This is a genomic window from Arthrobacter sp. H20, assembly GCF_000520515.1.
GTDB lineage: Bacteria > Actinomycetota > Actinomycetes > Actinomycetales > Micrococcaceae > Arthrobacter_D.
On sequence record NZ_KI914732.1, the window covers coordinates 63,324 to 84,806 of the forward strand.

Annotated in this window: 24 protein-coding genes; 16 read left to right on the forward strand and 8 right to left on the reverse strand. The window is 62.2% G+C overall.

From position 1 onward, the window contains the following. Window positions 1-100: 100 nt before the first annotated feature. The gene (locus Y703_RS0110305) at window positions 101-514 is read right to left on the reverse strand and encodes an arsenate reductase ArsC (RefSeq protein ID WP_026552639.1); all 414 of its coding nucleotides are present in this window, start codon (window positions 512-514) and stop codon (window positions 101-103) included. Beyond that, window positions 507-1,577 (reverse strand): ACR3 family arsenite efflux transporter, encoded by a 1,071-nt coding sequence (gene arsB, locus Y703_RS0110310; protein ID WP_051427491.1) that lies wholly within the window; start codon window positions 1,575-1,577, stop codon window positions 507-509. Before arsB ends, Y703_RS0110305 begins: the two co-directional genes overlap by 8 nt. Window positions 1,578-1,717: 140 nt before the next feature. Between arsB and Y703_RS0110315 the strand changes: the two genes are divergently transcribed. Continuing rightward, window positions 1,718-2,071 carry an ArsR/SmtB family transcription factor gene (locus Y703_RS0110315; protein WP_026552641.1) on the forward strand — a complete coding sequence of 118 codons (354 nt, stop codon included), beginning with the start codon at window positions 1,718-1,720 and terminating at the stop codon, window positions 2,069-2,071. 60 nt (window positions 2,072-2,131) lie between these two features. Here the strand turns inward: Y703_RS0110315 and Y703_RS0110320 are convergent, their stop codons facing one another. After that, window positions 2,132-3,187: a lactonase family protein gene (locus Y703_RS0110320; protein ID WP_035764609.1), complete on the reverse strand. Its 1,056-nt coding sequence runs from the start codon at window positions 3,185-3,187 to the stop codon at window positions 2,132-2,134. A gap of 80 nt (window positions 3,188-3,267) precedes the next feature. On the opposite strand from Y703_RS0110320, the gene Y703_RS0110325 reads away from it, so the two are divergent. From Y703_RS0110325 to Y703_RS0110340, 4 genes are all read left to right on the forward strand, one after another. Continuing rightward, window positions 3,268-4,725: a cryptochrome/photolyase family protein gene (locus Y703_RS0110325; protein ID WP_026552643.1), complete on the forward strand. Its 1,458-nt coding sequence runs from the start codon at window positions 3,268-3,270 to the stop codon at window positions 4,723-4,725. Between the two features lie 115 nt (window positions 4,726-4,840). Beyond that, on the forward strand, window positions 4,841-5,092 hold the full coding sequence (locus Y703_RS0110330) for a hypothetical protein (protein ID WP_026552644.1): 252 nt from the start codon (window positions 4,841-4,843) through the stop codon (window positions 5,090-5,092). Between the two features lie 3 nt (window positions 5,093-5,095). Next, window positions 5,096-6,013: an FHA domain-containing protein gene (locus tag Y703_RS0110335; RefSeq protein WP_026552645.1), complete on the forward strand. Its 918-nt coding sequence runs from the start codon at window positions 5,096-5,098 to the stop codon at window positions 6,011-6,013. Window positions 6,014-6,031: 18 nt separating this feature from the next. Continuing rightward, window positions 6,032-6,532 (forward strand): 2'-5' RNA ligase family protein, encoded by a 501-nt coding sequence (locus tag Y703_RS0110340; protein ID WP_253908006.1) that lies wholly within the window; start codon window positions 6,032-6,034, stop codon window positions 6,530-6,532. Window positions 6,533-6,585: 53 nt separating this feature from the next. Here the strand turns inward: Y703_RS0110340 and Y703_RS0110345 are convergent, their stop codons facing one another. Both Y703_RS0110345 and purB read right to left on the reverse strand, forming a co-directional pair. After that, window positions 6,586-7,506: an AEC family transporter gene (locus Y703_RS0110345; RefSeq protein WP_026552647.1), complete on the reverse strand. Its 921-nt coding sequence runs from the start codon at window positions 7,504-7,506 to the stop codon at window positions 6,586-6,588. A gap of 90 nt (window positions 7,507-7,596) precedes the next feature. Continuing rightward, window positions 7,597-9,021, reverse strand: a complete 1,425-nt coding sequence (gene purB / locus Y703_RS0110350) for an adenylosuccinate lyase (protein ID WP_026552648.1) — start codon at window positions 9,019-9,021, stop codon at window positions 7,597-7,599. A 171-nt stretch (window positions 9,022-9,192) separates the two neighbouring features. Here purB and Y703_RS0110355 point away from each other — a divergent pair, with 171 nt between their 5' ends. Together Y703_RS0110355 and Y703_RS0110360 are read left to right on the forward strand one after the other, a co-directional pair. Beyond that, complete coding sequence (locus tag Y703_RS0110355; protein WP_026552649.1) at window positions 9,193-9,501, forward strand: hypothetical protein; 309 nt, start codon at window positions 9,193-9,195, stop codon at window positions 9,499-9,501. Further along, entirely contained in the window at window positions 9,498-10,784 is a 1,287-nt protein-coding gene (locus Y703_RS0110360; RefSeq protein ID WP_155849482.1) for a hypothetical protein, read from the forward strand. Before Y703_RS0110355 ends, Y703_RS0110360 begins: the two co-directional genes overlap by 4 nt. Window positions 10,785-10,797: 13 nt before the next feature. Here Y703_RS0110360 and Y703_RS0110365 read toward each other — a convergent pair whose 3' ends face one another. Continuing rightward, a complete protein-coding gene (locus Y703_RS0110365; protein ID WP_026552651.1) occupies window positions 10,798-11,190 on the reverse strand; it encodes a phage holin family protein in 393 nt (130 codons plus the stop codon). A 51-nt stretch (window positions 11,191-11,241) separates the two neighbouring features. Here Y703_RS0110365 and Y703_RS0110370 point away from each other — a divergent pair, with 51 nt between their 5' ends. The 5 genes from Y703_RS0110370 to Y703_RS0110390 all read left to right on the forward strand — a co-directional run bounded on the left by Y703_RS0110370 (window position 11,242) and on the right by Y703_RS0110390 (window position 16,297). After that, window positions 11,242-12,387: a histidinol-phosphate transaminase gene (locus Y703_RS0110370; protein WP_026552652.1), complete on the forward strand. Its 1,146-nt coding sequence runs from the start codon at window positions 11,242-11,244 to the stop codon at window positions 12,385-12,387. A gap of 112 nt (window positions 12,388-12,499) precedes the next feature. After that, window positions 12,500-13,678, forward strand: a complete 1,179-nt coding sequence (pdhA, locus tag Y703_RS0110375) for a pyruvate dehydrogenase (acetyl-transferring) E1 component subunit alpha (RefSeq protein ID WP_026552653.1) — start codon at window positions 12,500-12,502, stop codon at window positions 13,676-13,678. Further along, the gene (locus Y703_RS0110380; protein WP_026552654.1) at window positions 13,678-14,652 is read left to right on the forward strand and encodes an alpha-ketoacid dehydrogenase subunit beta; all 975 of its coding nucleotides are present in this window, start codon (window positions 13,678-13,680) and stop codon (window positions 14,650-14,652) included. The genes pdhA and Y703_RS0110380 overlap by 1 nt, the downstream gene beginning before the upstream one ends. An 8-nt stretch (window positions 14,653-14,660) precedes the next feature. Next, complete coding sequence (locus tag Y703_RS0110385; protein ID WP_026552655.1) at window positions 14,661-16,037, forward strand: dihydrolipoamide acetyltransferase family protein; 1,377 nt, start codon at window positions 14,661-14,663, stop codon at window positions 16,035-16,037. 23 nt (window positions 16,038-16,060) lie between these two features. After that, on the forward strand, window positions 16,061-16,297 hold the full coding sequence (locus Y703_RS0110390) for a hypothetical protein (protein ID WP_155849483.1): 237 nt from the start codon (window positions 16,061-16,063) through the stop codon (window positions 16,295-16,297). On the opposite strand, the gene Y703_RS19250 is transcribed toward Y703_RS0110390, so the two are convergent. Both Y703_RS19250 and Y703_RS0110400 read right to left on the reverse strand, forming a co-directional pair. After that, complete coding sequence (locus Y703_RS19250) at window positions 16,259-17,566, reverse strand: aminotransferase-like domain-containing protein (protein WP_051427492.1); 1,308 nt, start codon at window positions 17,564-17,566, stop codon at window positions 16,259-16,261. The genes Y703_RS0110390 and Y703_RS19250 overlap by 39 nt on opposite strands. 89 nt (window positions 17,567-17,655) lie before the next feature. Beyond that, window positions 17,656-18,624, reverse strand: a complete 969-nt coding sequence (locus Y703_RS0110400; RefSeq protein ID WP_026552657.1) for a LuxR C-terminal-related transcriptional regulator — start codon at window positions 18,622-18,624, stop codon at window positions 17,656-17,658. A gap of 382 nt (window positions 18,625-19,006) precedes the next feature. On the opposite strand from Y703_RS0110400, the gene Y703_RS22105 reads away from it, so the two are divergent. The 4 genes from Y703_RS22105 to Y703_RS19255 all read left to right on the forward strand — a co-directional run. After that, window positions 19,007-19,177 (forward strand): hypothetical protein, encoded by a 171-nt coding sequence (locus Y703_RS22105; RefSeq protein WP_155849484.1) that lies wholly within the window; start codon window positions 19,007-19,009, stop codon window positions 19,175-19,177. Window positions 19,178-19,263: 86 nt separating this feature from the next. Beyond that, window positions 19,264-20,250 (forward strand): lantibiotic dehydratase C-terminal domain-containing protein, encoded by a 987-nt coding sequence (locus Y703_RS0110410; protein WP_026552658.1) that lies wholly within the window; start codon window positions 19,264-19,266, stop codon window positions 20,248-20,250. 49 nt (window positions 20,251-20,299) lie between these two features. Further along, complete coding sequence (locus Y703_RS0110415; protein ID WP_155849485.1) at window positions 20,300-20,491, forward strand: hypothetical protein; 192 nt, start codon at window positions 20,300-20,302, stop codon at window positions 20,489-20,491. Window positions 20,492-20,547: 56 nt separating this feature from the next. Next, window positions 20,548-21,483 (forward strand): Gfo/Idh/MocA family protein (locus Y703_RS19255; RefSeq protein ID WP_051427493.1); only part of this gene is annotated, 936 nt, incomplete at its 3' end.

The window sequence follows — 21,483 nt, forward strand, 5'->3', positions numbered from 1 at the left end:
CCCGCCTCGAAGATCAGTGGCTGCAGGCCGCGCTCGATGAGGTGGGCGGCAGCCGCGAGACCGATCGGTCCCGCTCCGATGATGACGACTGGGAGGCCGCTCATGCGGGGAGGAGTTCCGCGATCAGGGCTTCGACTCGGCCCTTGATGGTGTCGCGGATCGGTCGAACCGACTCCACGCCTTTGCCTGCCGGGTCTTCGAGCACCCAGTCCTCGTAGCGTTTGCCCGGGAAGTAGGGACATTCGTCTCCGCATCCCATGGTGACGACTACATCGGAGTCCTTGACGGCGTCGTCGGTCAGAACCTTGGGAATCTCGGCTGACATGTCGATGCCGAGTTCACGCATTGCTTCAACTGCGGACGGGCTGATGGAGTCAGCTGGCTGCGATCCTGCGGACCGGACCTCGATCCGACCCTCGGAGAGGGTAGTCAGGAAAGCGGCAGCCATCTGGGAACGCCCAGCGTTGTGCACGCACACAAAGAGGACTGAGGGTTTTGTTGAGCTATCAGACATGTGATTCTTCCTTTGAGTGTGTCAGTGGGACAGTGGTGAAAAAGCGTTTCCGCGCCCACAGCGCCACATAGACGAGTGCAACAAGAACAGGGACTTCAATCAAGGGTCCGACGACGCCGGCAAGCGCCTGCCCGCTGGTCACCCCGTAGGTGCCGATGGCGACGGCGATGGCCAGCTCGAAGTTGTTGCCTGCCGCAGTGAACGCGAGGGTGGTGGTTTTGGCGTAGCCGAGGTTCAGTAGCTTCCCGATCGCCATGCCAGCCGCGAAGACCACCAGGAAGTAGATCAGCAGAGGCAGCGCGATGCGGGCGACGTCGAGCGGACGGGCAAGGATCTCATCGCCCTGGAGGGCGAAAAGAATCACGATGGTGAATAGCAGTCCGTAGAGGGCCCACGGCCCAAGTATGGGGAGGAACTTCCCCTCGTACCAGTCACGGCCCTTGGTGCGCTCGCCGATGGTGCGGGTGAGGAACCCGGCGAGGAGCGGGATGCCGAGGAAGATGAGGACGCTGATGGTGATGGCCCAGAAGGAGAAGTCGGCACTGGTGGTTGGCAGGCCGAGCAAGCTTGGCAGTCCCTGCAGGTAGAACCAGCCCAGAGCGCCGAACGCGAAGACCTGGAAGACCGAGTTGATGGCAACAAGGACTGCTGCTGCCTCGCGGTCACCGCAGGCGAGGTCATTCCAGATCATCACCATGGCGATACAGCGGGCCAGTCCCACGATGATCAGACCAGTGCGGTACTCGGGCAGGTCGGGGACGAAGACCCAGGCCAGGATGAACATGAAGGCAGGAGCCGCGACCCAGTTGATCACCAACGAGGTGATCATGAGCTTCCGGTCCTTGATCACCGCTCCGGTCTGGTCGTAGCGAACCTTTGCCAGTACCGGATACATCATCACCAGGAGGCCGAGCGCAATGGGCAGGGACACTGAACCGATAGCCAGGGAGTCAAGTGCTCCGGCCATGCCGGGAATGAACTGTCCGAGTGCGACGCCCACCACCATCGCGGCGATGATCCACACCGGAAGAAGCCGATCCAGGGTGGACAGTTTGCCGGTCATCCCGGCGGCGGGAAGGGTTTCAGTACTCAAGGGGCTCCGTTGGGCGGCGTGGCGGGCGTCTGGAATAAATCGATGATTGTCGATGCCTGAAGTATTTCCCAATCCATCGATAAATGTCAATGTCAGTGCATAATGGATTGATGACTATCGCAGTGACCACTACCCCTGCCACCCTTACCGCCTGCTGCACCCCTGCCGGTCACCCCGCCATGTCGGAAGAGACGGCGTCGTCGTTGGCTGCCCAGTTCAAGGCAATCGCCGACCCCAACCGGCTGCGAATGGTCTCGATCATCTCCTCCAGCGAGAACGCCGAGGCCTGCGTCTGCGATATCACTGAGCCGTTGAACCTCGGCCAGTCGACCGTTTCGCACCACCTGAAGATCCTGGTGGACGCAGGTGTCCTGACCCGGGAAAAGCGCGGCGTGTGGGCTTACTACTCGCTGGTTCCCGGCGCGCTGGACAGCCTCGCGGCAGCGCTGACCGGCCGTTCCTGACCCGCCGGTACAGCCGCCCACACAGGAGTGCCTTGCTCATGACCCGGGAAAACCACCGGCCTAATGGAGCGGCGAGAACTCGATCCACCGGGGCCCGGGGGAGCAGGCATAGCTTCCGAGCTCACTCAGAAGTCCGGTCTGCTGATTGATGCGGTAGACCGCCACCTCGCCAGACAATTCACCGCAGGCCAGCAGAAACTCGCCGGTGGGGTCGATATTCATCCCGCGGGGCTGAGACTGAGTGCCCGTGGTCTCGATCAGGGTCAGCTTGCCGTCCGCGGCGACGGCGACGACCGCGATGGTGCTGCTCGATCGTTCAGTGCTGTACAGGAAGCGGCCGTCGCCGGACAGTTGCAGTTCGGCGCACCAGATGGCGTTGGCGGCTGGTGCAGGACCCGATCCGTCCCGGACCCGGCCAGGCACCAGATTTAGCGACGGGGCGATCGACGAGATCCGTTGCTCCTCGATCAGGGCTCCGCTTTCGGGGTCCCGGATATAGGCAGCAATCTCCCCTGACAGTTCGTGGAGTGCATAAAGCGTCTCTCCGGACAGTGAGAAACGCAGGTGCCGCGGACCGCTGCCAGATGGTGTGGCCGTCTGGCTGGGATCACTGAGCGCGCCAGTGGTTGGATCCAGCGACCACCACGCGATGACGTCGTCGCCGAGCGCCGTCGCGTAGACAAAGCGTCCATCCGGACTCGCGACCACGGCGTGGGCGTGCTTGCCGGGTACCTCGGAAAGCCCCGCGCCGGGAGGTATTCCGCCGTCGTCGTCGAGGCTCATCACGCTGATCAGATGGTCGGTGTAGGAGGCGCCCAAGAGGTGGGCTCCCGACGGATCGACGCCCATATAGGCCAGTCCGGCCACTAGCGCGGCGTCCTGGCGTGGTGCCAAGCGTCCGGTGCTGGCATCGATGGCCAGCGAACGAACTGTTGGTGGGGTGGTGGCGAGGGCTGCATACAGCACCCTGTCGGTGGGATGCATCGCCAGGCACTGGACCTTCACTCCCAGCGGCAATGACTGGGTGGCTGACAGTGTCCCTGACCCGGCGTCGAGCGCGAAGGTATCAATGCTTTGCCCGTCGGCGCAGGCAACGTGGACAGCGAATTCAGTCATGCGCTTCACCCTAGCAACCCAGGCAATGTGCAAGCATTGCAGCGGTGCAGACGCACGACGGGTGGAATGAAGGAGTTTCAGTGCACGTTCAGTTGGTATTTCCCCACCAGCTCTTCGAGGAGCACCTTGCGGCCCCGACCTCGCGTCGGTTCATCCTGGTGGAAGACGACCTGTTCTTCAGGCAGTACCGTTTTCACCAACAGAAACTGGTGCTGCACCGGGCGACCATGCGCCATTTTGCTCGGCGACTCGAGGACTCGGGCCACACGGTGGACTACCTTGAATCGTCCTCGGCGTCGCCAAGCCAGGACCGGCTGGGACTTCTCCTGAGTGATATCGGAGCCACGCGGTGTACCTATTACGAGGTGGTCGACGATTGGCTGGACCGGCGACTCGCCACAACCCTCGGAGCTCTCGGACTCTCAGCGGAGACGGAGGCCAGCCCAGGGTTTCTCCTGAGCGTCGAGGACATCAACAGCTACTTCAGAGACAACGGCTGGCGGATGCAGCACTTCTACGAGTGGCAGCGCCGTCGGCTGGGCATCCTGGTTGAACCCGACGGGAGCCCGGTCGGTGGCCGGTGGAGCTTCGACACGGAGAACCGCAAGAAGCTCCCTAAGGGTATGACGGTGCCGGAGCTGCCGGTGTTTGCGCAGACCGATGAAGTGCGGGGCGCACTTAGTTGGGTAGCGCAGAACTTTCCAGCTAATCCGGGAGACGCAGCATCGTTCAATTGGCCGGTCACCCACCAACAGGCGAGTGACGCTCTCGAAGGGTTTCTCAACGACCGATTCAAGCAATTTGGTCCCTATGAGGACGCCATTTCTGCCCCAGACTCGTTCCTGTTCCATTCAGCGTTGAGCTCCAGTCTCAACCTGGGACTACTCAGTCCTAGGGAAGTGGTGGACGTGGTGCTTGATCATGCAGCACGTCATGACACCCCGATCGCCAGCGTCGAAGGGTTCATCCGGCAGATCATCGGCTGGCGCGAGTATATGAGGGCCTCCTACCTGCTGCGCGGCCGTGAGATGCGCACCGGTAACACCCTCGCATTCGAGCGGGGGCTCGACGACGGGTGGTGGACCGGGGATACCGGTCTGGAACCCGTCGACGTCGTCATCAACCGAGTGGGCGCCACCGGTTACGCCCACCACATTGAACGGTTGATGGTCCTCGGGAATGCGATGGCTTTGCTCCGGATTCGCCCCGATGCTGTCTACGACTGGTTCATGGCAATGTTTATCGACGCCTATGACTGGGTGATGGTCCCTAACGTTTACGCCATGAGCCAGTATGCGGCCGGCAGCATGATCACCACCAAGCCCTACGTCAGCGGCAGCAATTACCTGAAGAAGATGGGTAACTTTCCGGCTGGTCCGTGGCAGGACTCCTGGGATGCGTTGTACTGGCAGTTCGTGAGTGACCACCGCGAGATTTTCAGCCGGAACCCGCGATCGTCGATGATGGTTAGTCTCTACGACAGGTTCGACGATGACAAAAAGGCCCGATTGAGGTTGGAAGCATCAAGGTGGCTCTAGACGTTCGCGTCGGAAAAGGTTGTTGCCGGTCAGGGCCCGTACTAAGGTTGGATTGTTAGGGTCAGACGGGTAGAGGGCGTCTGTCATAGTGCACACTCCAACGAAGGAACCACTCATGACTGAAAACACATCTCCGGCAGCGCAGACCGACCACAACATCCGGGACTGGGCTGATCTCGCCGAGGAAATGTGGTCTTACCTGACAGGTAAGGGCGCTGCTGTGAACTACAGCTTCATCGATATGACTGTCGAGGTGCCCCGCGACATCGGCCCTGACGCACCGCGCGCCACCTGGAAGTTGAATGGGACACTGCGGGTTACCACCAGTGATAACGACGCAGCGGGTTCCGACACCCACCGCAGCTGAACCATGGCAGCAAAAATCCAGTTGGAGATCGATCTCGCCTTCTCGGTGACCGAGCCAGCAATGTCGGATCGAACCCCATCAACAGTCAACGGGACCGTCACGGCCAGTGGCTCAACTGTCGAGGTGTATCTCGATACTCCCGAGGCATTCAGCGGGGGCACGCCGCTCTCGCTTGACGCGGTGCGGGAATTGGCGAAAGCGCTCGCTGACAAGGGTGTTGCGGTCTCCGTGACAGGCCCCAAAGGCAACCTTGTGAGCCTGGGAGCTGTCGACGTTTCACGGGTGCAGAGGCTGCTCACCCGGTCGCCGCACATCCGCCTGGGGTCGATCAGTGCCCTGACGCCGATGGCGAAAAGCGTCCGCGGGTCGGGGAAGTCCACGGGATCTTCTGGGCTGCTGCCGCCGTCGACCCCGTTTCCTCTGGTGCCCACCGTCAACCGGAACATTCGTCGACGGGTGACTACCACCCATCACACGCCCGGTAGTGGCCGTGCGCGGCTGATCTTTGTCCAGGACTCTGCGACCTGGAACGGGCAAGTGCCGCGGGAGTTTAACCTGGGGCCGGTTACCACCACAATTGGCAGTGGGGGCGACGCTGACCTCCTGCTTCCCGGCCTGGACGCTATCCACGCCGAAGTGGTGCACAACGAGGATGATGAGTACGTACTCATCCCGCATGGACCTGTCAGTGGCAGCGTCAACAGCAGCGGGCCGTCGGTCCTCAGAACTGGTGCTCGCATTCAGTTGGGACCGTGGTGCCTGGCATACTTCCGTGAGGAATATGCCGATCACGGGAGGCCGTTCGGCGGCCGAAGCGGGGGAGAACTGGCCTACCAACGTCCGCAGTTCGACCCTCGAACGGGAAGAACTGAGGGTGATGGCTCGGAGGGTGTCGGCGACTTCCGTCGCCGTACTCGCTGAGCCGCCCCGTTGGACAGCGTGGAACTGCTCCTCGACGAGTCCTCGGAGCAGTTCATCCGTGCCCAGTGGGATGCCCTGCAGGCGGCCGGGCTCCCCAGCCGGGCCGCCCACCGCTCGCCGCACCATAGGCCTCACATCACAGTGCTTGCAGCCCCGGTGATTACCGGCGACCAGGATCAGCGGATCCGCGACGTTCTCACAGGTCCTTTGGCGGTTTCCTTCGAAGGGTTCGTGTTGTTTGACGCGGGCCGGAAGGGATACGTCCTGGCCCGGCAGGTGGTCTGTACAGCTGATCTACTCCAGCTGCACCGCGCCGTCCACTCCACCAGCGACGTCGAAGGTTCGGTGCCGACATCGCTGCCAGATGCGTGGGTCCCGCACATCACTCTCGCCAATGCGGTGGCCGGGGAACGACTGGCGGAGGCGCTCACCATCGTGGGAGCCCCGATGCCCGAAGGCAGCGTGCGCGCGGCGCGCCGCTGGGACAGCCGGGCCAAGACCATTACCGAGCTGGTTTGATCATCGAGGCAGAGGCAGAGGCAGAGGCAGAGGCAGAGGCAGAGGCAGAGGCCTCAGGTCAGCAGCCAGGCGATAAGGATCAAGGCTGGCACGGATAGCGCAGAGGAAAGCAGGATCACGTCCCTGGCCACGGTGATTCCACGGTTGTAACGGCCAGCGAGCAGGAATACGTTCTGAGCTGCAGGCAAGGCTGACATGACTACCGCGCCAAAGACCAGCTCATTGTCCAGCTGGAACAGAAACCTGCTGAGCACATAGGCGGTCGCAGGCATGACGAAGACCTTGATGAGGGTCGCCACGATGACCTCGGTGCGCCCCTCGCTGGCGCGCAGCGGTCGGCTTCCCCGCAGCGACATGCCGAACGCGAGGAGGACCAGGGGGACGGCCGCCCCACCGAGCAGTTGCAGTGGCTCCCAGACTAGCTCCGGAACCTTGCGCCCGGACCAGCTGACAGCTAGTCCGAGGAAGGAGGCGATGATCATCGGGTTGCGGAATGGCTGGGTGAGAACGTTCTTTACCGACGGCTTCCGCCCCGATGACAGGTCCAGGATGGTCAGATACACGGGAGTCAGCAGGAGCAGCTGTACCAGCAGCACCGGAGCAACCGCGGTGGCGTTCCCCAGCGCGTAGACGGCGATGGGAATGCCGATGTTGTTGGCGTTGACGTAGGAGCCGGCCATTGCTCCGATCGCTGTCTCGGCCGCGGGCCGGCGAAACCAGACCCGGCTGATTACCACGTACAGCAGTGCGGCGAAGATTGCTGTAAACAGGGCGATGGGCAGGTACGCGGACAGCACGGCAGTGAGGTCCGCCTGCGCCAGGATGGTAAACAGCAGCGCTGGGTTGGTGATGAAGAAGGCGGTCTGGGTGAGTGCTTTCACCGTCTCGGGTCCGCCGATTCTCAGACGGGCAGCAATATAGCCCGCCAGAATGACGGCACCGACGACCGCGAATCCTGCCAGTACTCCGCTCACAAGATCCTCCAGCCGCAGTAGACGCCCGGAGACCACTCAGGGATCGCGTTGTCTCCGCCCGCATTCATGCGGTGATCGTTCGGGTCTGTGTTAGGCGAGGTGGTCGACGAGCTGCTCGGCGATCCCGGTGTAGGTTGCCGGGGTCAGCGCCATCAATCGGGCCTCCGCGTCAGGAGACAGGCCCAGCCCCGCAACGAACTCCTGCATCCGCGCCGCATCGACCCGCTGTCCGCGGGTCAGCTCCTTGAGCCGTTCGTAGGGATCATCCATGCCCTCGACCCCTGCGATTCCCTCAGCACGCATGACCATCTGGATTGCCTCGCCCAGCACTTCCCAGTTGGAGTCAAGGTCGGCAGCGAGCACCGGCACCGCGACGTCGAGCCGCTCCAGACCTTTCGCCACATTGGATAGGGCCAGCAACGAGTGGCCGAAGGCGACTCCGATGTTGCGCTGCGATGAGGAGTCCGTGAGGTCACGTTGCCATCGGGAGGTGACGAGCGTGGCTCCCAGGACGTCAAGGAGGGAGCAGGAGATTTCGAGATTCGCTTCGGCGTTCTCGAACCGGATTGGGTTGACCTTGTGCGGCATCGTTGAGGAGCCAGTGGCGCCTTCGACCGGAACCTGGGCAAAGTACCCGATCGAGATGTAGCTCCATACATCGGTGCAGAAGTTGTGCAGGATTCGGTTGAAGCGGGCCATGTCGGCGTACAGCTCGGCCTGCCAATCATGGGACTCGATCTGGGTGGTGAGCGGATTCCAGGTCAGGCCCAGGCCGTGGACGAAGTCTCGTGACACCTGCTGCCAGTCAGCGTCCGGGACTGAGGCATAGTGAGCAGCGAACGTGCCGGTGGCACCGTTGATCTTGCCCAGGTACTCGGTACGGGCGATGCGGTTCAGCTGGCGATCCAACCGGTGCGCGACGACGGCGAGCTCCTTGCCCAAGGTGCTGGGTGTGGCTGGCTGGCCGTGGGTGCGCGAGAGCATCGGAACGGCTGCCGATTCGCGTGCCATGCCAGCGATCTGGGCGGTCAGGGCCCGGGCGGCCGGAAGCCACACGTTTTCTACTGCACCTTTGACGCCCACCGCGTAGGACAGATTGTTGATGTCCTCAGAGGTGCACCCAAAATGCACCAAAGGTTTGAGATCTGTAATCCCGATCCCCGGTAAGCGGCGCCCAATGAAGTACTCGACAGCTTTGACGTCGTGCACTGTCACACGTTCGAGCTCAGCGAGCTCGGCGACCGATTCGCCGTCGAATGAGGTGACAATCGCCCTGAGGGCCGCTTCCTGCGCGGAGGTCAGGGGAGAAGCCCCGGGCACGACGGCGTTGCGAGTGAGATGAATCAGCCACTCCACCTCCACGTGGACGCGGTCCCGGTTGAGGGCGGCCTCCGAAAGATAATCGACCAGCGGCGAGACTGCTCCGCTATACCGACCGTCCAGGGGTCCGAGAGCCAACGGAATGCCCGACTGGGTTGAAGTCGATGCGAGATTCACCCGGGAAGTATCAGCCATACCACCGATCCTTTCATGTTCCGGCGGGTGCCGGCTCTCGTGTGACATGTCCTCCCCGGTAGACGACACACTGTGCCTGCACACATACGAACCATTTCACCGCAGAACCCGCCTATCCGGCAGTACTGTTCGAGTGAAATTCATGAACGACAGGCGGCGGCAGGAGGTCCCGTGAGTGAGACGGCGGATTGGTCATGTGAGCCGTGGGCGGTCGACAGTTCCGAAGCCGCTGCGCTGCGTTCCCACCTGCTGTATCAGGCGGAGGCAGTTGATGAGATCGCCTCCCGGATGTGCTCAGTGGCAGCCCTGGACTGGGAGTCGCCGGCCGGCCGCAACTTCCGCGACTATGTTGTGACCCAACTGGGAGGAGTTCGTCAGGCTAGTGAGTTGCTGCGGGATGCAGCGTCGCGGGTCGGAGCGTTTGCCTCGACCCTCAGAAGCCTTGAATACAACAGGTTTCTGGCCCGGGACTCACCGTGACGGCTGCCGGTGATTTGCTCCCCGTCTACCCTCCACCAGACGCGGCAGGCATCTCAGTTCACGGTGGGGTAGGAAGCATCAAATTCCAGTGGGAGGAACTACGTGAGGGCGCTCTAAGGCTCGGGCAGCTGGCCGACGACGTTAGAGACATCCTGCACCTGTGCGGAGATCTTCAATGGCGGCTACAAATGCTTCTCACTGGGCAGGACATGGGGGCGCACGGCGCTGGGGCGGTCGCCGTCTATGCCCTCGACGATGCGCGGGCTGCCCTGGCACGCAGGGACGACGAACTGCATGAGACGGCTCAACGGATCGAGGCATGCAGGCTGGCGTACGCAGCGGCCGAGGCAGTAGCTCAGGTGGCCATATTCGCGGCCCAGGCCGGGGTGACTGAGGTTGAACGTGGCCTGGGCAGGGTTATTGGCTTAGCCAATGCCGCAAACCTGGCAGAACCGACACCGCTAACTGTCGAGCGGGTCTCACCGGCAGCCCCGCTCACAATCGACGGATCGGTGCCAGCCCTGCTGGAGCGGATCGAGGCGGTGAACGATGAGGGGCCAGGGGTCTTCGAAGTACTGAAAGTCCGAGGCTCGGGTGGTCCGGTGTTCGTTGTAGTCCTCCCCGGCACCCAGGGATCCTCCATCATTGCGAGCAGCAACCCCTTCGACCCGACGGGAGTGGTTGAGGCGGTCCAGTACGACAGCGTCTTCGTCACGGAGGCGGTGCGCGGGGCGCTCGTCGAATCGGGGGCCTCTGAGGGCGACCGGGTGATGGTGGTCGGCTACAGCCAGGGGGGAATGCACGCGGCGAACATCGCACAGCACCCGGACATGATCGAAGACTACCAACTTGATCTGGTCCTCACCGCCGGGTCTCCCACTGGCGCAGGACCCTCCGGCGCTGCGAGCTACCTCCACCTTGAACATGCTGACGATTGGGTGCACAAGGTGGATGGGATGCCGAACCCCGATGAACGCGGCAGGGTGACAGCTACCCTGCGGGGCCCGGTTGTCGAAATCACCGACGGCGGGACGGGACTCGGCGCCGCTCACAAGCTGGGCACCTATCTGAGGGGCGCGGAAGCAGTCGAATCCAGTTCCCACCCCTCGATCCTCGCAAGCGTCGGGGGGCTGAGATCGGCGATTGGCACGAGGGCACCGGCCGAGCGGCACGTGTTCAGGGCCCGCCGACGTTCAATCGGCGAGCCTGACTCGTCCGCGTCAGACCCGCGTGGCCGGGCACCCGACTCCCGGACCGGTGCTGCCTCGCAGACCGACCGTTAAATGCTGGGTTCTGCTAGCGGCGCGTGCCGATCAGTGATCCTGCCACCATCGAGACCACGCTGATGATGAGTGAACCGAGGACTGCCGTCCAGAAGAAATCGTCAACCGAGAACTGGATGGGGGTGAAGGACGTCAACCACGCGGTGAGCATGAGCATGGCCGCGTTGATAACGATCGTGAACAAGCCGAGGGTAAGGATGGTGAGCGGGAGAGACAGTAGGGCGACAATCGGCCGGACCAGCGCATTGACTATACCGAACACGAGCCCCACAAACAGGTAGGAAAGAATTGCTCCGGTAGTGTCTCCGCCCGCCCCAGAGGTTCCCACAGCAATTCCCGGAAGCACCCAGGCCGCAACAAAAAGTGCCAGCGCGTTGATCAGGGTGCGTGCGATGAACTTCAGCATGGCTCCATGCTGTCATAAGGCTCATCCCATGCCCAGAGATAAGCTGGAGCTATGACTACACCAGAGCGCCAGGGCGAAGACGCCGTGGCACAGGAAATTTCCATTCATCCCCGCAGCGTGTTGGGGCGTCTGCCCCGCTATGCGGCAGGGAAGCCTCCGGTAGTGGTGGAGGGTTTGCAGAGCTACAAGCTTTCCTCGAATGAGAACCCGCTTCCGCCACTCCCGTCTGTGCTGGCGGCAATCGCGTCCCAGACGCACATCAATCGTTACCCGGACCCGATGACCACTGCACTGCGAACGGCCCTCGCCCCTTTCCTTGAGGTCCCCGCCGAAGACATAGTCGCGGGTGCCGGAAGCCTTGGCGCACTAAACCAGGTGTTGGCAACATTCGCTGGTCAAAACGACTACGACGCAGCCGACGAAGTGATCTATCCTTGGCGGTCCTTCGAGGCGTATCCCATTTGTGTTGGCCTGGCCGGGGCCGCTGGGGTTCAGGTCCCGCTCAACGAGGACGGAACCCACAACCTCGGTGCCATGCTGGCCGCGATCACCGACCGTACCCGCGTAATCTTGCTATGCACTCCGAACAACCCCACCGGGCCGATCCTCAAGCAGGCCGACGTCAGTGAGTTCCTGCAGCAGGTACCGGGTCACATCGTGGTGGTAATTGATGAGGCCTACCAAGAGTTCGTCAGGGACAGCGACGCCGTGGACGGTCTGGCCATGTACCGGGAGCACCAGAATGTTGTGGTTTTGCGCACGTTCTCCAAGGCGCACGGTCTTGCTGGCCTCCGCGTGGGCTACTCCGTCTCCCAGCCGGAGCTGACCCAGCATCTGAGGGTCAGCGCTGTCCCGTTCGCGGTCTCTCAGATCGCCGAGCATGCCGCAGTCACCTCGCTTGAGCATTTCGGAGAGGTCAAGGAGCGCGTCCAGGGCATAGTTGATGAGCGGACCAGGGTGGTCGAGGGCCTGCGGTCCCTGGGCTGGACGGTGCCAAACGCCGAGGGGAATTTCGTCTGGCTCGGGCTTGGAGAACACACGCCCGAGTTCGCTGCGCTCGCCGAACAGCAAGCGTTGTCGGTTCGTGCCTTTGGCGCCGAGGGGGCACGAGTGAGTATCGGCGAACCAGAGGCCAACACCCGTTTCCTTAAACTCTGTGCGGACTATCCTAACGGCCCGGTCTCTCGTAGAACGTAATAAATGGGTTGTGCACGGCAGCGTCGCTAGTGTGGATCAGGTACATGCGCACGATGGCATGTCGATCTAATGCATTCCATTTGAGGAATATAACGACGGCGAGGAAGTACGTATGGACGTTGCGCAATCGACAACTTCCGGGCTGGATACCGGAAGCGACGGAGGTAGCGTAATTTCGCCCGGCCCCGAGCAGGGCAACCCGGATATGGTCCAGCTGCTCACCGAGGACGGCCGCCTGCTGAATGGGTCGCCATTTGGTGACTATGCCCCCGATCCGGCGACCTACGAGAGTCTCTACCGGGATATGTATCTGATCCGGCGGTTCGACCAGGAATCGACTGCTCTCCAGCGCCAAGGCCAACTCGCCCTGTGGGTGCCGCTGACCGGGCAGGAGGCTGCACAGATCGGCTCCGGGCGGGCCATGGCCGCGTCGGACTATGCGTTTCCGACCTACCGGGAGCACGGTGTGGCACTGACCCGGGGCGTCGACCTCCCCGACATCCTCAAACTGTTCAGGGGCGTTACCAATGGTGGCTGGGACCCCCGGGAGCACAACTTCCAGCTCTACACCCTGGTGCTGGCGGCCCAGACGCTCCACGCCGTCGGCTATGCGATGGGCATCCAGCGCGATCGTGCAGCTGATCCCACGGCCCCGGCTGCCGCTGCAGTGGCCTATTTCGGAGATGGCGCCAGTTCGGAGGGTGACGTTCACGAAGCAATGGTCTTCGCTGCCTCATTCAATGCGCCGGTGGTGTTCTTTTGCCAGAACAATCACTGGGCCATTTCTGTCCCGTCAGATGTCCAGGCCCGGGTGCCGCTGGCCCAACGCGCGGCCGGCTACGGGTTCCCTGGCATCCGGGTGGACGGCAATGACGTTCTGGCCGTCAAGGCTGTCACAGCCTGGGCGCTGGAACACGCCAAGCAGGGCAAGGGGCCGGTTCTGATTGAAGCCTTCACCTATCGCATGAGTGCCCACACCACCGCCGATGACCCAACCAAGTACCGTGCTACGGCCGACGAGGAGTCATGGGTACCCCGGGATCCCCTCCGCCGGCTGGAAACCTACCTCAGGGCCAACGGAACGTCGGGTTCATTCTTCGATCGCCTTGCAACGGAGGCAGCCGAGCAGGCTGCCCGTCTGCGCAGCACAGTCCTCGCCATGGAGGCCCCTGACCTGTCTCAGCGTTTCGATACCGCCTACGCCGAGCCGCATCCGCTGGTCCAGGAGGAATTACGGCTCTGGCAGGCCTACGAGTCCGGGTTCGCACCAGAGAAGGACGGGGGACGGTAATGCCGGTCATGACCATTGCCAAGGCAATCAACGAGGGGTTGCGCGCGAGCCTTAAGAACTACCCGACGACGTTGCTGATGGGCGAGGACATTGGCGCACTCGGCGGTGTCTACCGTGTCACCGAAGGGCTGAAGGCAGAATTTGGTGCTGATCGCGTGGTCGACACACCCCTCGGGGAGTCAGGGATTATCGGGACCGCAATCGGGTTGGCCCTCCGGGGCTACCGGCCGGTCTGTGAGATCCAGTTCGATGGCTTTGTCTTTCCGGGGTTCAACCAGATCACCACCCAGTTGGCCAAGATGCACGCCCGAAGCGATGGCATGCTGAAAGTCCCGGTGGTCATCCGGATTCCCTATGGAGGTGGGATTGGTAGCGTTGAACACCACTCCGAATCCCCTGAGGCCCTCTTTGCGCATACCGCCGGGCTCCGAATCATCACCCCGTCCAACCCGCAGGACGCCTACTGGATGATCCAGCAAGCGATCGAGTGTGATGACCCGGTGATCGTCTTCGAACCGAAGAGGCGCTACTGGCTCAAGGGCGAGGTTGACCTGACCACCCCGCCGGGGGAGCCTTTCACCGCGCACGTCCTGAGGGAGGGGACCGACGCCACCGTGGTCGCCTACGGGCCACTGGTTCCCGTGGCACTCGCTGCTGCCGCTGCTGCCGCCGAGGACGGGAACAGCATCGAGGTCATCGACCTCCGATCAGTGTCGCCAATTGACTTCGACACGGTAACAGCCTCAGTCCAGAAGACCGGACGGTTGGTGGTTACCCATGAGGCACCAACCTTCGGGGGAATCGGAGGCGAGCTGGCGGCCCGTGTTTCGGAACGCGCGTTCCTCTCGCTGCTGGCACCAGTCCTGCGGGTTGGTGGGTTCCACCTGCCGTATCCGGTGGCACGGATGGAAGACCAGTACCTCCCGGATATTGACCGCATCCTTGAATCCCTCGATCGCGCCTTGGCCTACTAGAGGAACCTATGACACTCAATACGTTCAACCTTCCCGACGTCGGCGAAGGTCTTACCGAAGCAGAAATCGTCCAGTGGAAAGTCCACCCCGGAACCGTCGTTGCCGTCAACGACGTCATCGTGGAAATCGAAACGGCGAAGTCCCTGGTCGAACTGTCCTCGCCCTACGCAGGCGTCGTCGCTGAGCTCATGGCCACTGAGGGTGAAACCGTCGACGTCGGTGCACCAATCATCTCTGTCGCAGACGGAGAGGACTACGTGCCAGCTCCACAGATGCCTGGAGAGCTGGCCACCCCACCAGTGACCACCCACTCTTCTGCCGATCCAGAGCCTGCGGCGAGCACAAAAGAACCTTCTGGTCCTTCTCCCCTGGTCGGAATCGGGCCGAAGGCTGACGCGGTGAAGCGCCGCCCACGGCGGGTCAGTCCCGGACCAGCGTCGGCCCCGGAAGCATCACCGCTGCCCGCCGCGCAGCGTGCCGCACTGACCAGCGAGACCCTGCAAGCCCCTCGGGTGCTGGCCAAGCCTCCGGTCCGCAAGGCGGCCCGCGACCTCGGTATCAACCTTGCCGAGGTTGAAGGGACGGGACGGTCAGGCGAAGTAACCAAGCGGGACCTCCTGAGCTACCAGGCGCAACGGGACGCCGAGCAGGATGCTGCGACGACGTTCTGGGGCACGGCCCGCAAGCCTCAGGATCAACGAGTTGAACGAGTGCCCGTCACGGGTGTGCGGAAGGTAACAGCGAAGGCGATGGTGGACAGCGCCTTCTCTGCGCCGCACGTGAGCATCTTCGTCGACGTCGACGCGTCTCGCACCATGGAGTTCGTGAAGCGGCTCAAAGCCTCCCGGGACTTCGAAGGAATCAAGGTGTCACCCCTCCTGATTCTCTGCAAGGCAGTCATCTGGGCCGCTGCCCGCAACCCGTCGGTCAATGCCACCTGGGCGGGTGATGAAATTTTGATCAAGCACTTCATGAACCTGGGCATCGCCGCCGCCACGCCACGCGGACTCATGGTTCCGAACATCAAGGACGCCCAGGATCTGACGTTGAAGGAGCTTGCCGTTGCGCTCAATGACCTGGCCACCACCGCCCGTGCAGGAAAGACACAGCCAGCTCAGATGCAGGGAGGGTCGCTGACCGTTACCAACATCGGTGCCCTGGGAATCGATACGGGGACGCCGATCATCAACCCGGGGGAGGTCGCCATCGTGGCGTTCGGCACGATCAAGCAGAAACCCTGGGTGCTCGATGGGGAAGTGATCCCGCGGTGGATCACCACCCTCGGGGGGTCGTTCGATCACCGGGTTGTGGACGGAGACCTCAGCGCCCGGTTCATGGCCGACGTCGCGTCGATCCTGGAGGAGCCAGCCCTGCTGCTCGACTGATGGTTGCCCTAGGCTGGGATCCTATGTCAAACAATCCCAGACAGAACCGACACCCAGACCGCGACCGTTCAGCCGGCCCGGCGTCGACCGGATCCTACCTCAAGCGGCTGTGGCCCATGCTGCTCGTTGCCTTCCTCGGATCAACCCTGCTCCAGCTCCTTTTCCCCGACCTGAACTTCGTTGTCCGGTTGCTGATCCTTGCCGTTCTGCTGCTGGCCGTCTCAGTGGTTCTCGACCGGCTGCACGCCCGGAACCGGTAGGCCCCCTGATGGGTTATTAGCCTCAATCGCTTCCTGAAGGATGGGCGCGAGGCGTCCAACACCTCTAACTATGTCTTCGCTGGAGACCGCGCTGAACGCGAGCCGTAGCTTGTTCGATGGCTCATCCGAGGGTGTGAATGCTGCGCCGGGAATGAACACCACCCCCGCCTCAATGGCTTTGTACAGCAGGGGGTACGTGTCGATTCCTTCAGGCAGCGTCACCCAGACGAAGAAGCCCCCATCCGGCCGCGTCCAGGTTACCGACGGTGGGAGATGTTCGGCCAGTGCCTTCAGCATGGTCGAGCAGCGCTCGCTGTACAGGGCCCGGGTCGTCTCGAGGTGCCCCAGCCAGTCATAGTCGCTGAGATAGGCCGAGACCAGCATCTGCGTCAGTGGGGACGGGCACAGAACAACTGCCTCGCAGGCGAGATAGAAACGCCTGTGCAAATGCTTGGGAACCAGCGCCCATCCCAGTCTCACGCCTGGGGCGAAGATCTTGGAAAAGGAGCCCAGATAGATGACATCGTCCGGGTTGCCTTCGCGCATCGGGGTCAGCGGTTTACCGTCGAAACGCAGCAGGCCGTAGGGATTGTCTTCAAGGACAAGGATGTTGTGGGCCTTGCAGATGTCAACGATGACTTGCCGGCGGCTGGCTGCCAGCGTAATGCCACTCGGGTTGTTGAAGCTGGGGATGGTGTAGAGCGCCTTGACGGTGCGGCCCTCAGCGAGGAGCTCCGTGATCCGGCGCTGTAGCTCCTCGGGCACCAGTCCGTCGTCGTCCATGGCTACTGCCTGAACATCGACCTGATACGCCTCGAACGTATTGAGGGCTCCAACATACGTGGGGTCCTCGCACAGGATGACGTCCCCCGGATTGCAGAAGACCTTGGCTGCGACGTCCTGCGCGGACTGTGATCCGGTGGTGACGACCAGGTCAGCTGGGTCGGCGCCGATAATCCCCTCGGCCGCCATAACCTCGCAGATCTGGTTGCGGAGCTTCTCCATCCCCTGTCCGCCACCGTACTGCAGAGCTTCCAGGCCATGCTCGGCGATGATCTGCTGAACGGTGTTGCCAAGGTCCTTCAGCGGAAGGGACCGCAGGTAGGGGCTGCCTCCCGCGAGTGACACCAGGCCCGGTTGGATCGAGATATCGAAAACATCCCGCACCGCTGACTGCTTGATATTTGCTGCCCGGTCGGAAAACAGCGCCTCGTGACGGTGCGCTGAGTCAACTGCGCGAGTCAGCGCAACTTCGGTTTCGGCCGGCATGGACGTCGGGTCAAGTTTCGCCTGTGAGTTCACTCACGCAGTCTATGGCAGCGGTTAACCAATGAGCAACGGGTGTTGCTCCAGCGCACCTAGATCCACCCTGCGTCACGGGCCTTGGCGCCAGCCTGAAAACGGCTATCAGCCTTAAGAGTCTCCAGCATCCAGGCAATATGCCGCCTGCACGTCCGTACGTTGAGATCGAGGCGTCGGGCGATCACTTCATCCGAGTATCCCGCAGCGAGTCCCGCAAGAATTGCCTGCTGGGTTCCATTCAGCGGAGAGACAGCGTCCTCGCCCATGGGGAACGGTTCAGCGTACTCCCACGTGAAGTCGAATACCTGAATGAAGACATTGACCAGGTTGGGGTCTCGGATCATCATGGCTGCCTTGTCACTGCTGCTGAGTTGCCGGGCAACCACCGCCAGCTTCCGGTCAAAAATCAGCATCCGGAAAGGGACGGCCGGGAGGGTTCTAAACTCACCGCCCTCGGCTGCTATCACCTTTACCGCCTTTCGGGTCGGCATGTGGTCCTTGGTGCTGAGATCGTAAAGATTCCTGCGGGTCACACCCTGTCTGAGCAGGTCGAGATCCTTCCTGACGTTCTCCTCTTGGAAATCGGCATTGGCGCCCTGCCCGGGCACTGCCATCAGTACCTGCTCGGAAACATCGCGGCCATACTCGATGAGCACGCGCTGGATCAGGTGGGGATCCTCAAGCACCTCAACCGATGCGCTCGAAATGACTTCACGTCGGGCTTCAAGGTAGAGGGGAACCAGGCCCGATAGTTCACGGCGCTTGGTGCTGATTCGGCTCTTGAGGTCCTGGACCATGCGCTCGTCGGCGTCGACCAGGTCAGCTAATGCGACATCTGGTGAAATGGCAACGAAAGCGTCGGGGTTAGCCGCATGGGGGCTGAGGAGTTTCCGCTGGGTGAGTTGTTCCATCGCGGCATCGATGTCTCTCAGCGTGTATCCGAGGGCCTCCGATACCTCCTGCCGGGTCCATCCGGGGTGAGTGACGGCGTAGCGGTATAACTCAAGGCATAACCCCTCAAGCATGAATGCTCCTCCCTGGGCACGGCAGTGCGCCTGACCGAAGCCTACCGGTCGGTTTCGTCCTTCGGGGATCCAGATTCGAGCGCGCCAGGCGCCACGAATATGACCGTGAAAAAACATGACATGTCCACTTAATGCCGCGGTGTGGAGCGCGGCCGTCGATGAGCATCCGCACGAGGGCATATCCCCTTGTCAAACAACATTGTTGGGGTTCGCGGGGACCTATGGCTGGAAGCAAAGGAGCCCCCTTTCGTCAGCTTTAGGCCATGTCCTGAACCGGGCGGTTATCCGGCTGGACAGCGGTAGCGCATACAGCCCATTGTTGGGATATCGGCTTCACTTCTGCTGATAGCTCACCACATGCAGCCACTCAAAGGGGAATCCCATGAAAAAGATTGTCGGCGCAGCAGCCGCGCTTTTGGTTGTCATTGGCGTCGTTGCTCCAGCTAGCCCCGCACTCAGCGCAGCAAACTGGGAATGGCCCAAGACGGTAGTGGCAGCAAACTGGGAGTGGCCCAAGACGGTAGTGGCAGAGAACTGGGAGTGGCCGAAATAACAGGCTGTTGATGCCGATTTCGATCGGTCCGACGGCACCACAAACTCGCCCCAGTGGCGGTGACCATACATCCGGAAGGGAGGGCCATGAGCCAGCTGACAGCAGTTCGAAACGCCTCACGAACAGCCAGCAGCACTCAATGGTGGCACCTCTCAATTTTCACCGGTGGCTTCGATGTAGCGGACGGCATCATTGAAGACCTGGTCACCCCGCTGGCGGCGCAGGCTCAGCTACTGGGAACCGGCCGCTGGTTCTTCACTCGCTGTGAGGAACCAGCGGTGGCCCAGGTTAGACTCCATGTTCTCGCCAGTCCAGCCGCTGTGGCCCGGCTTCAGGCCTTCTTCACTGTGCTTCGAGGGGAAGGCCCTAGTGGCGAGCTGAACGGGAGCCGCTCGGGAGCTGACGCCCGGTTGAGGGTCAAGCATGAGCTTTCTGTACCCGCCAACAATCAGGCGCCGCTCTCCCTCGACAGCGAGATAGGGCGGAGGTTGGAGACTGACCTCGTTAAATACGGTGGCGTCGAGGGCTTGGACCTAGCCGAGGAAGTCTTCGAGATCTCCTCGGAACTCGCGGTGTGGGCCAGCCGGCGCTTTCCCAAAATGCATAACCGTTCAGCCTTCGGCGCTCTCCTGCTTTTCGACTCCGCTCGCAGCATGATGAAGGGGCCGAGATCGGCAGTCTGGCCCGACCGGCGACGTGTCTCCTGGGACTTCTACTGGGACAGCCATCTGCGGACCTGCACGGCTGAACTCGGACCACGCGCGGGGGGAGTCCGGGAGGCCCTGATAGCTCAGGTGGACGCCAGGACGCCCGCCTTTCACGGCCTGATGGCAGCAACAGCTGCGGAATCGGCTGCCCAGAGTTGGCGACGCCGGTGGTCACGGGCAATCGACAACTATCTTTACCGCGCCGACAAGGCGCGAGTGAGCCGAAGTGCACAACACCTGACGGTTTATCAGGCACACATGACGTTGAACCGGATTGGATTCACCGCACGCGAAGAGGCGGTCCTTGGTCTCTATGCCCGTTCATGGAGCATCGAACGAGAGGCATCGTCCTACCAACAGAACTAGGCGAGACGGAAAACCGACCAGCAGGAACCCAGTGAAGGATTTGATCACCATGGCGGCAAGCAACGATGTCATTCTGGCAACAGATGAGCGCGAACTCAGCGAAGCCTTGGGATGTTCACCTGACACCCTCGAAGACATGCGCGACCAGGGGGTGCTGGCATCTCGTGGTGAGCTCTGGGAGGTGGGCCAGGCCCGGGACTACCTGCGCGATGCCGCCTGGGCGGATAGCCTCTGGTCCTAACCAGCCGTTGCTGCACCCGCAGATTTTGTGTCGGTCCGGACCGGTAGTCTGGGCGCATGACGACAATTCGCACAGCAGTCTTCGGGTATGGTCTCGGCGGACGTGTGTTTCACGCGCCGCTTATCAGCGCTGATCCCCGCTACTCACTCGACGTCATTGTTACCTCAGATCCTGCTCGGAAGGCAGAAGCAGAGGTGCGGTATCCAGGAGTCCGTGTGGCGGCGTCAGCCGCTGATGCCCTCGCCTTGGCTGGCGAGCTGGACCTCGCTGTGATCAGTACCCCACCTGCTACTCACGTTCCACTGGCCGAAGCCGTTTTGGAAGCCGGGCTCGCCGTCGTCGTCGACAAACCCTTCGTGGTGAATAAGACTGACGGCCTGCGGTTGATCGACTTGGCGCGCTCACGGGGGAATGTTCTGAGCGTCTTTCAGAACCGCCGGTGGGACGGTGACTTTCTCACCGCCCAGAAACTTATTGGCGACGGCGCGCTTGGCACTGTGCGGAGGTTCGAGTCACGGATGGAATCCTTTAAGCCGGTGGTGTCCAAGCCGTGGAAGGGCGCGGTCGCAGGTGAAGGCGGCGGCATCCTGTACGACCTCGGTCCGCACCTCATTGACCAGGCCCTGGCGCTGTTTGGGCCTGCCGAGTTGGAGTACGCCGAACTTGCTGCCCACCGTGGAGACGGTGGGCCCGATGATGACGCGTTCCTCGCCCTGCGGCACGTGACCGGCACCGTCAGCCACCTCTGGATGAACGCACTGGCGCCACAGGCGGCACCGCGTTTCCGGATCGTGGGGTCCAGCTCGGCCTACACGAAGTGGGGTGTCGATGTGCAGGAGCCGTCAATCATCGCCGGAATGCTGCCCACTGATCCCCTGTACGGCGTGGAGGACGAGCTTGCCTGGGGCCTTCTGGGATTCGACGGCGACGCCGCTAAAGTGCGGACCGAGACGGGGGACTACCCGCGGTTTTACGAGTTAATGGCGGCTGCC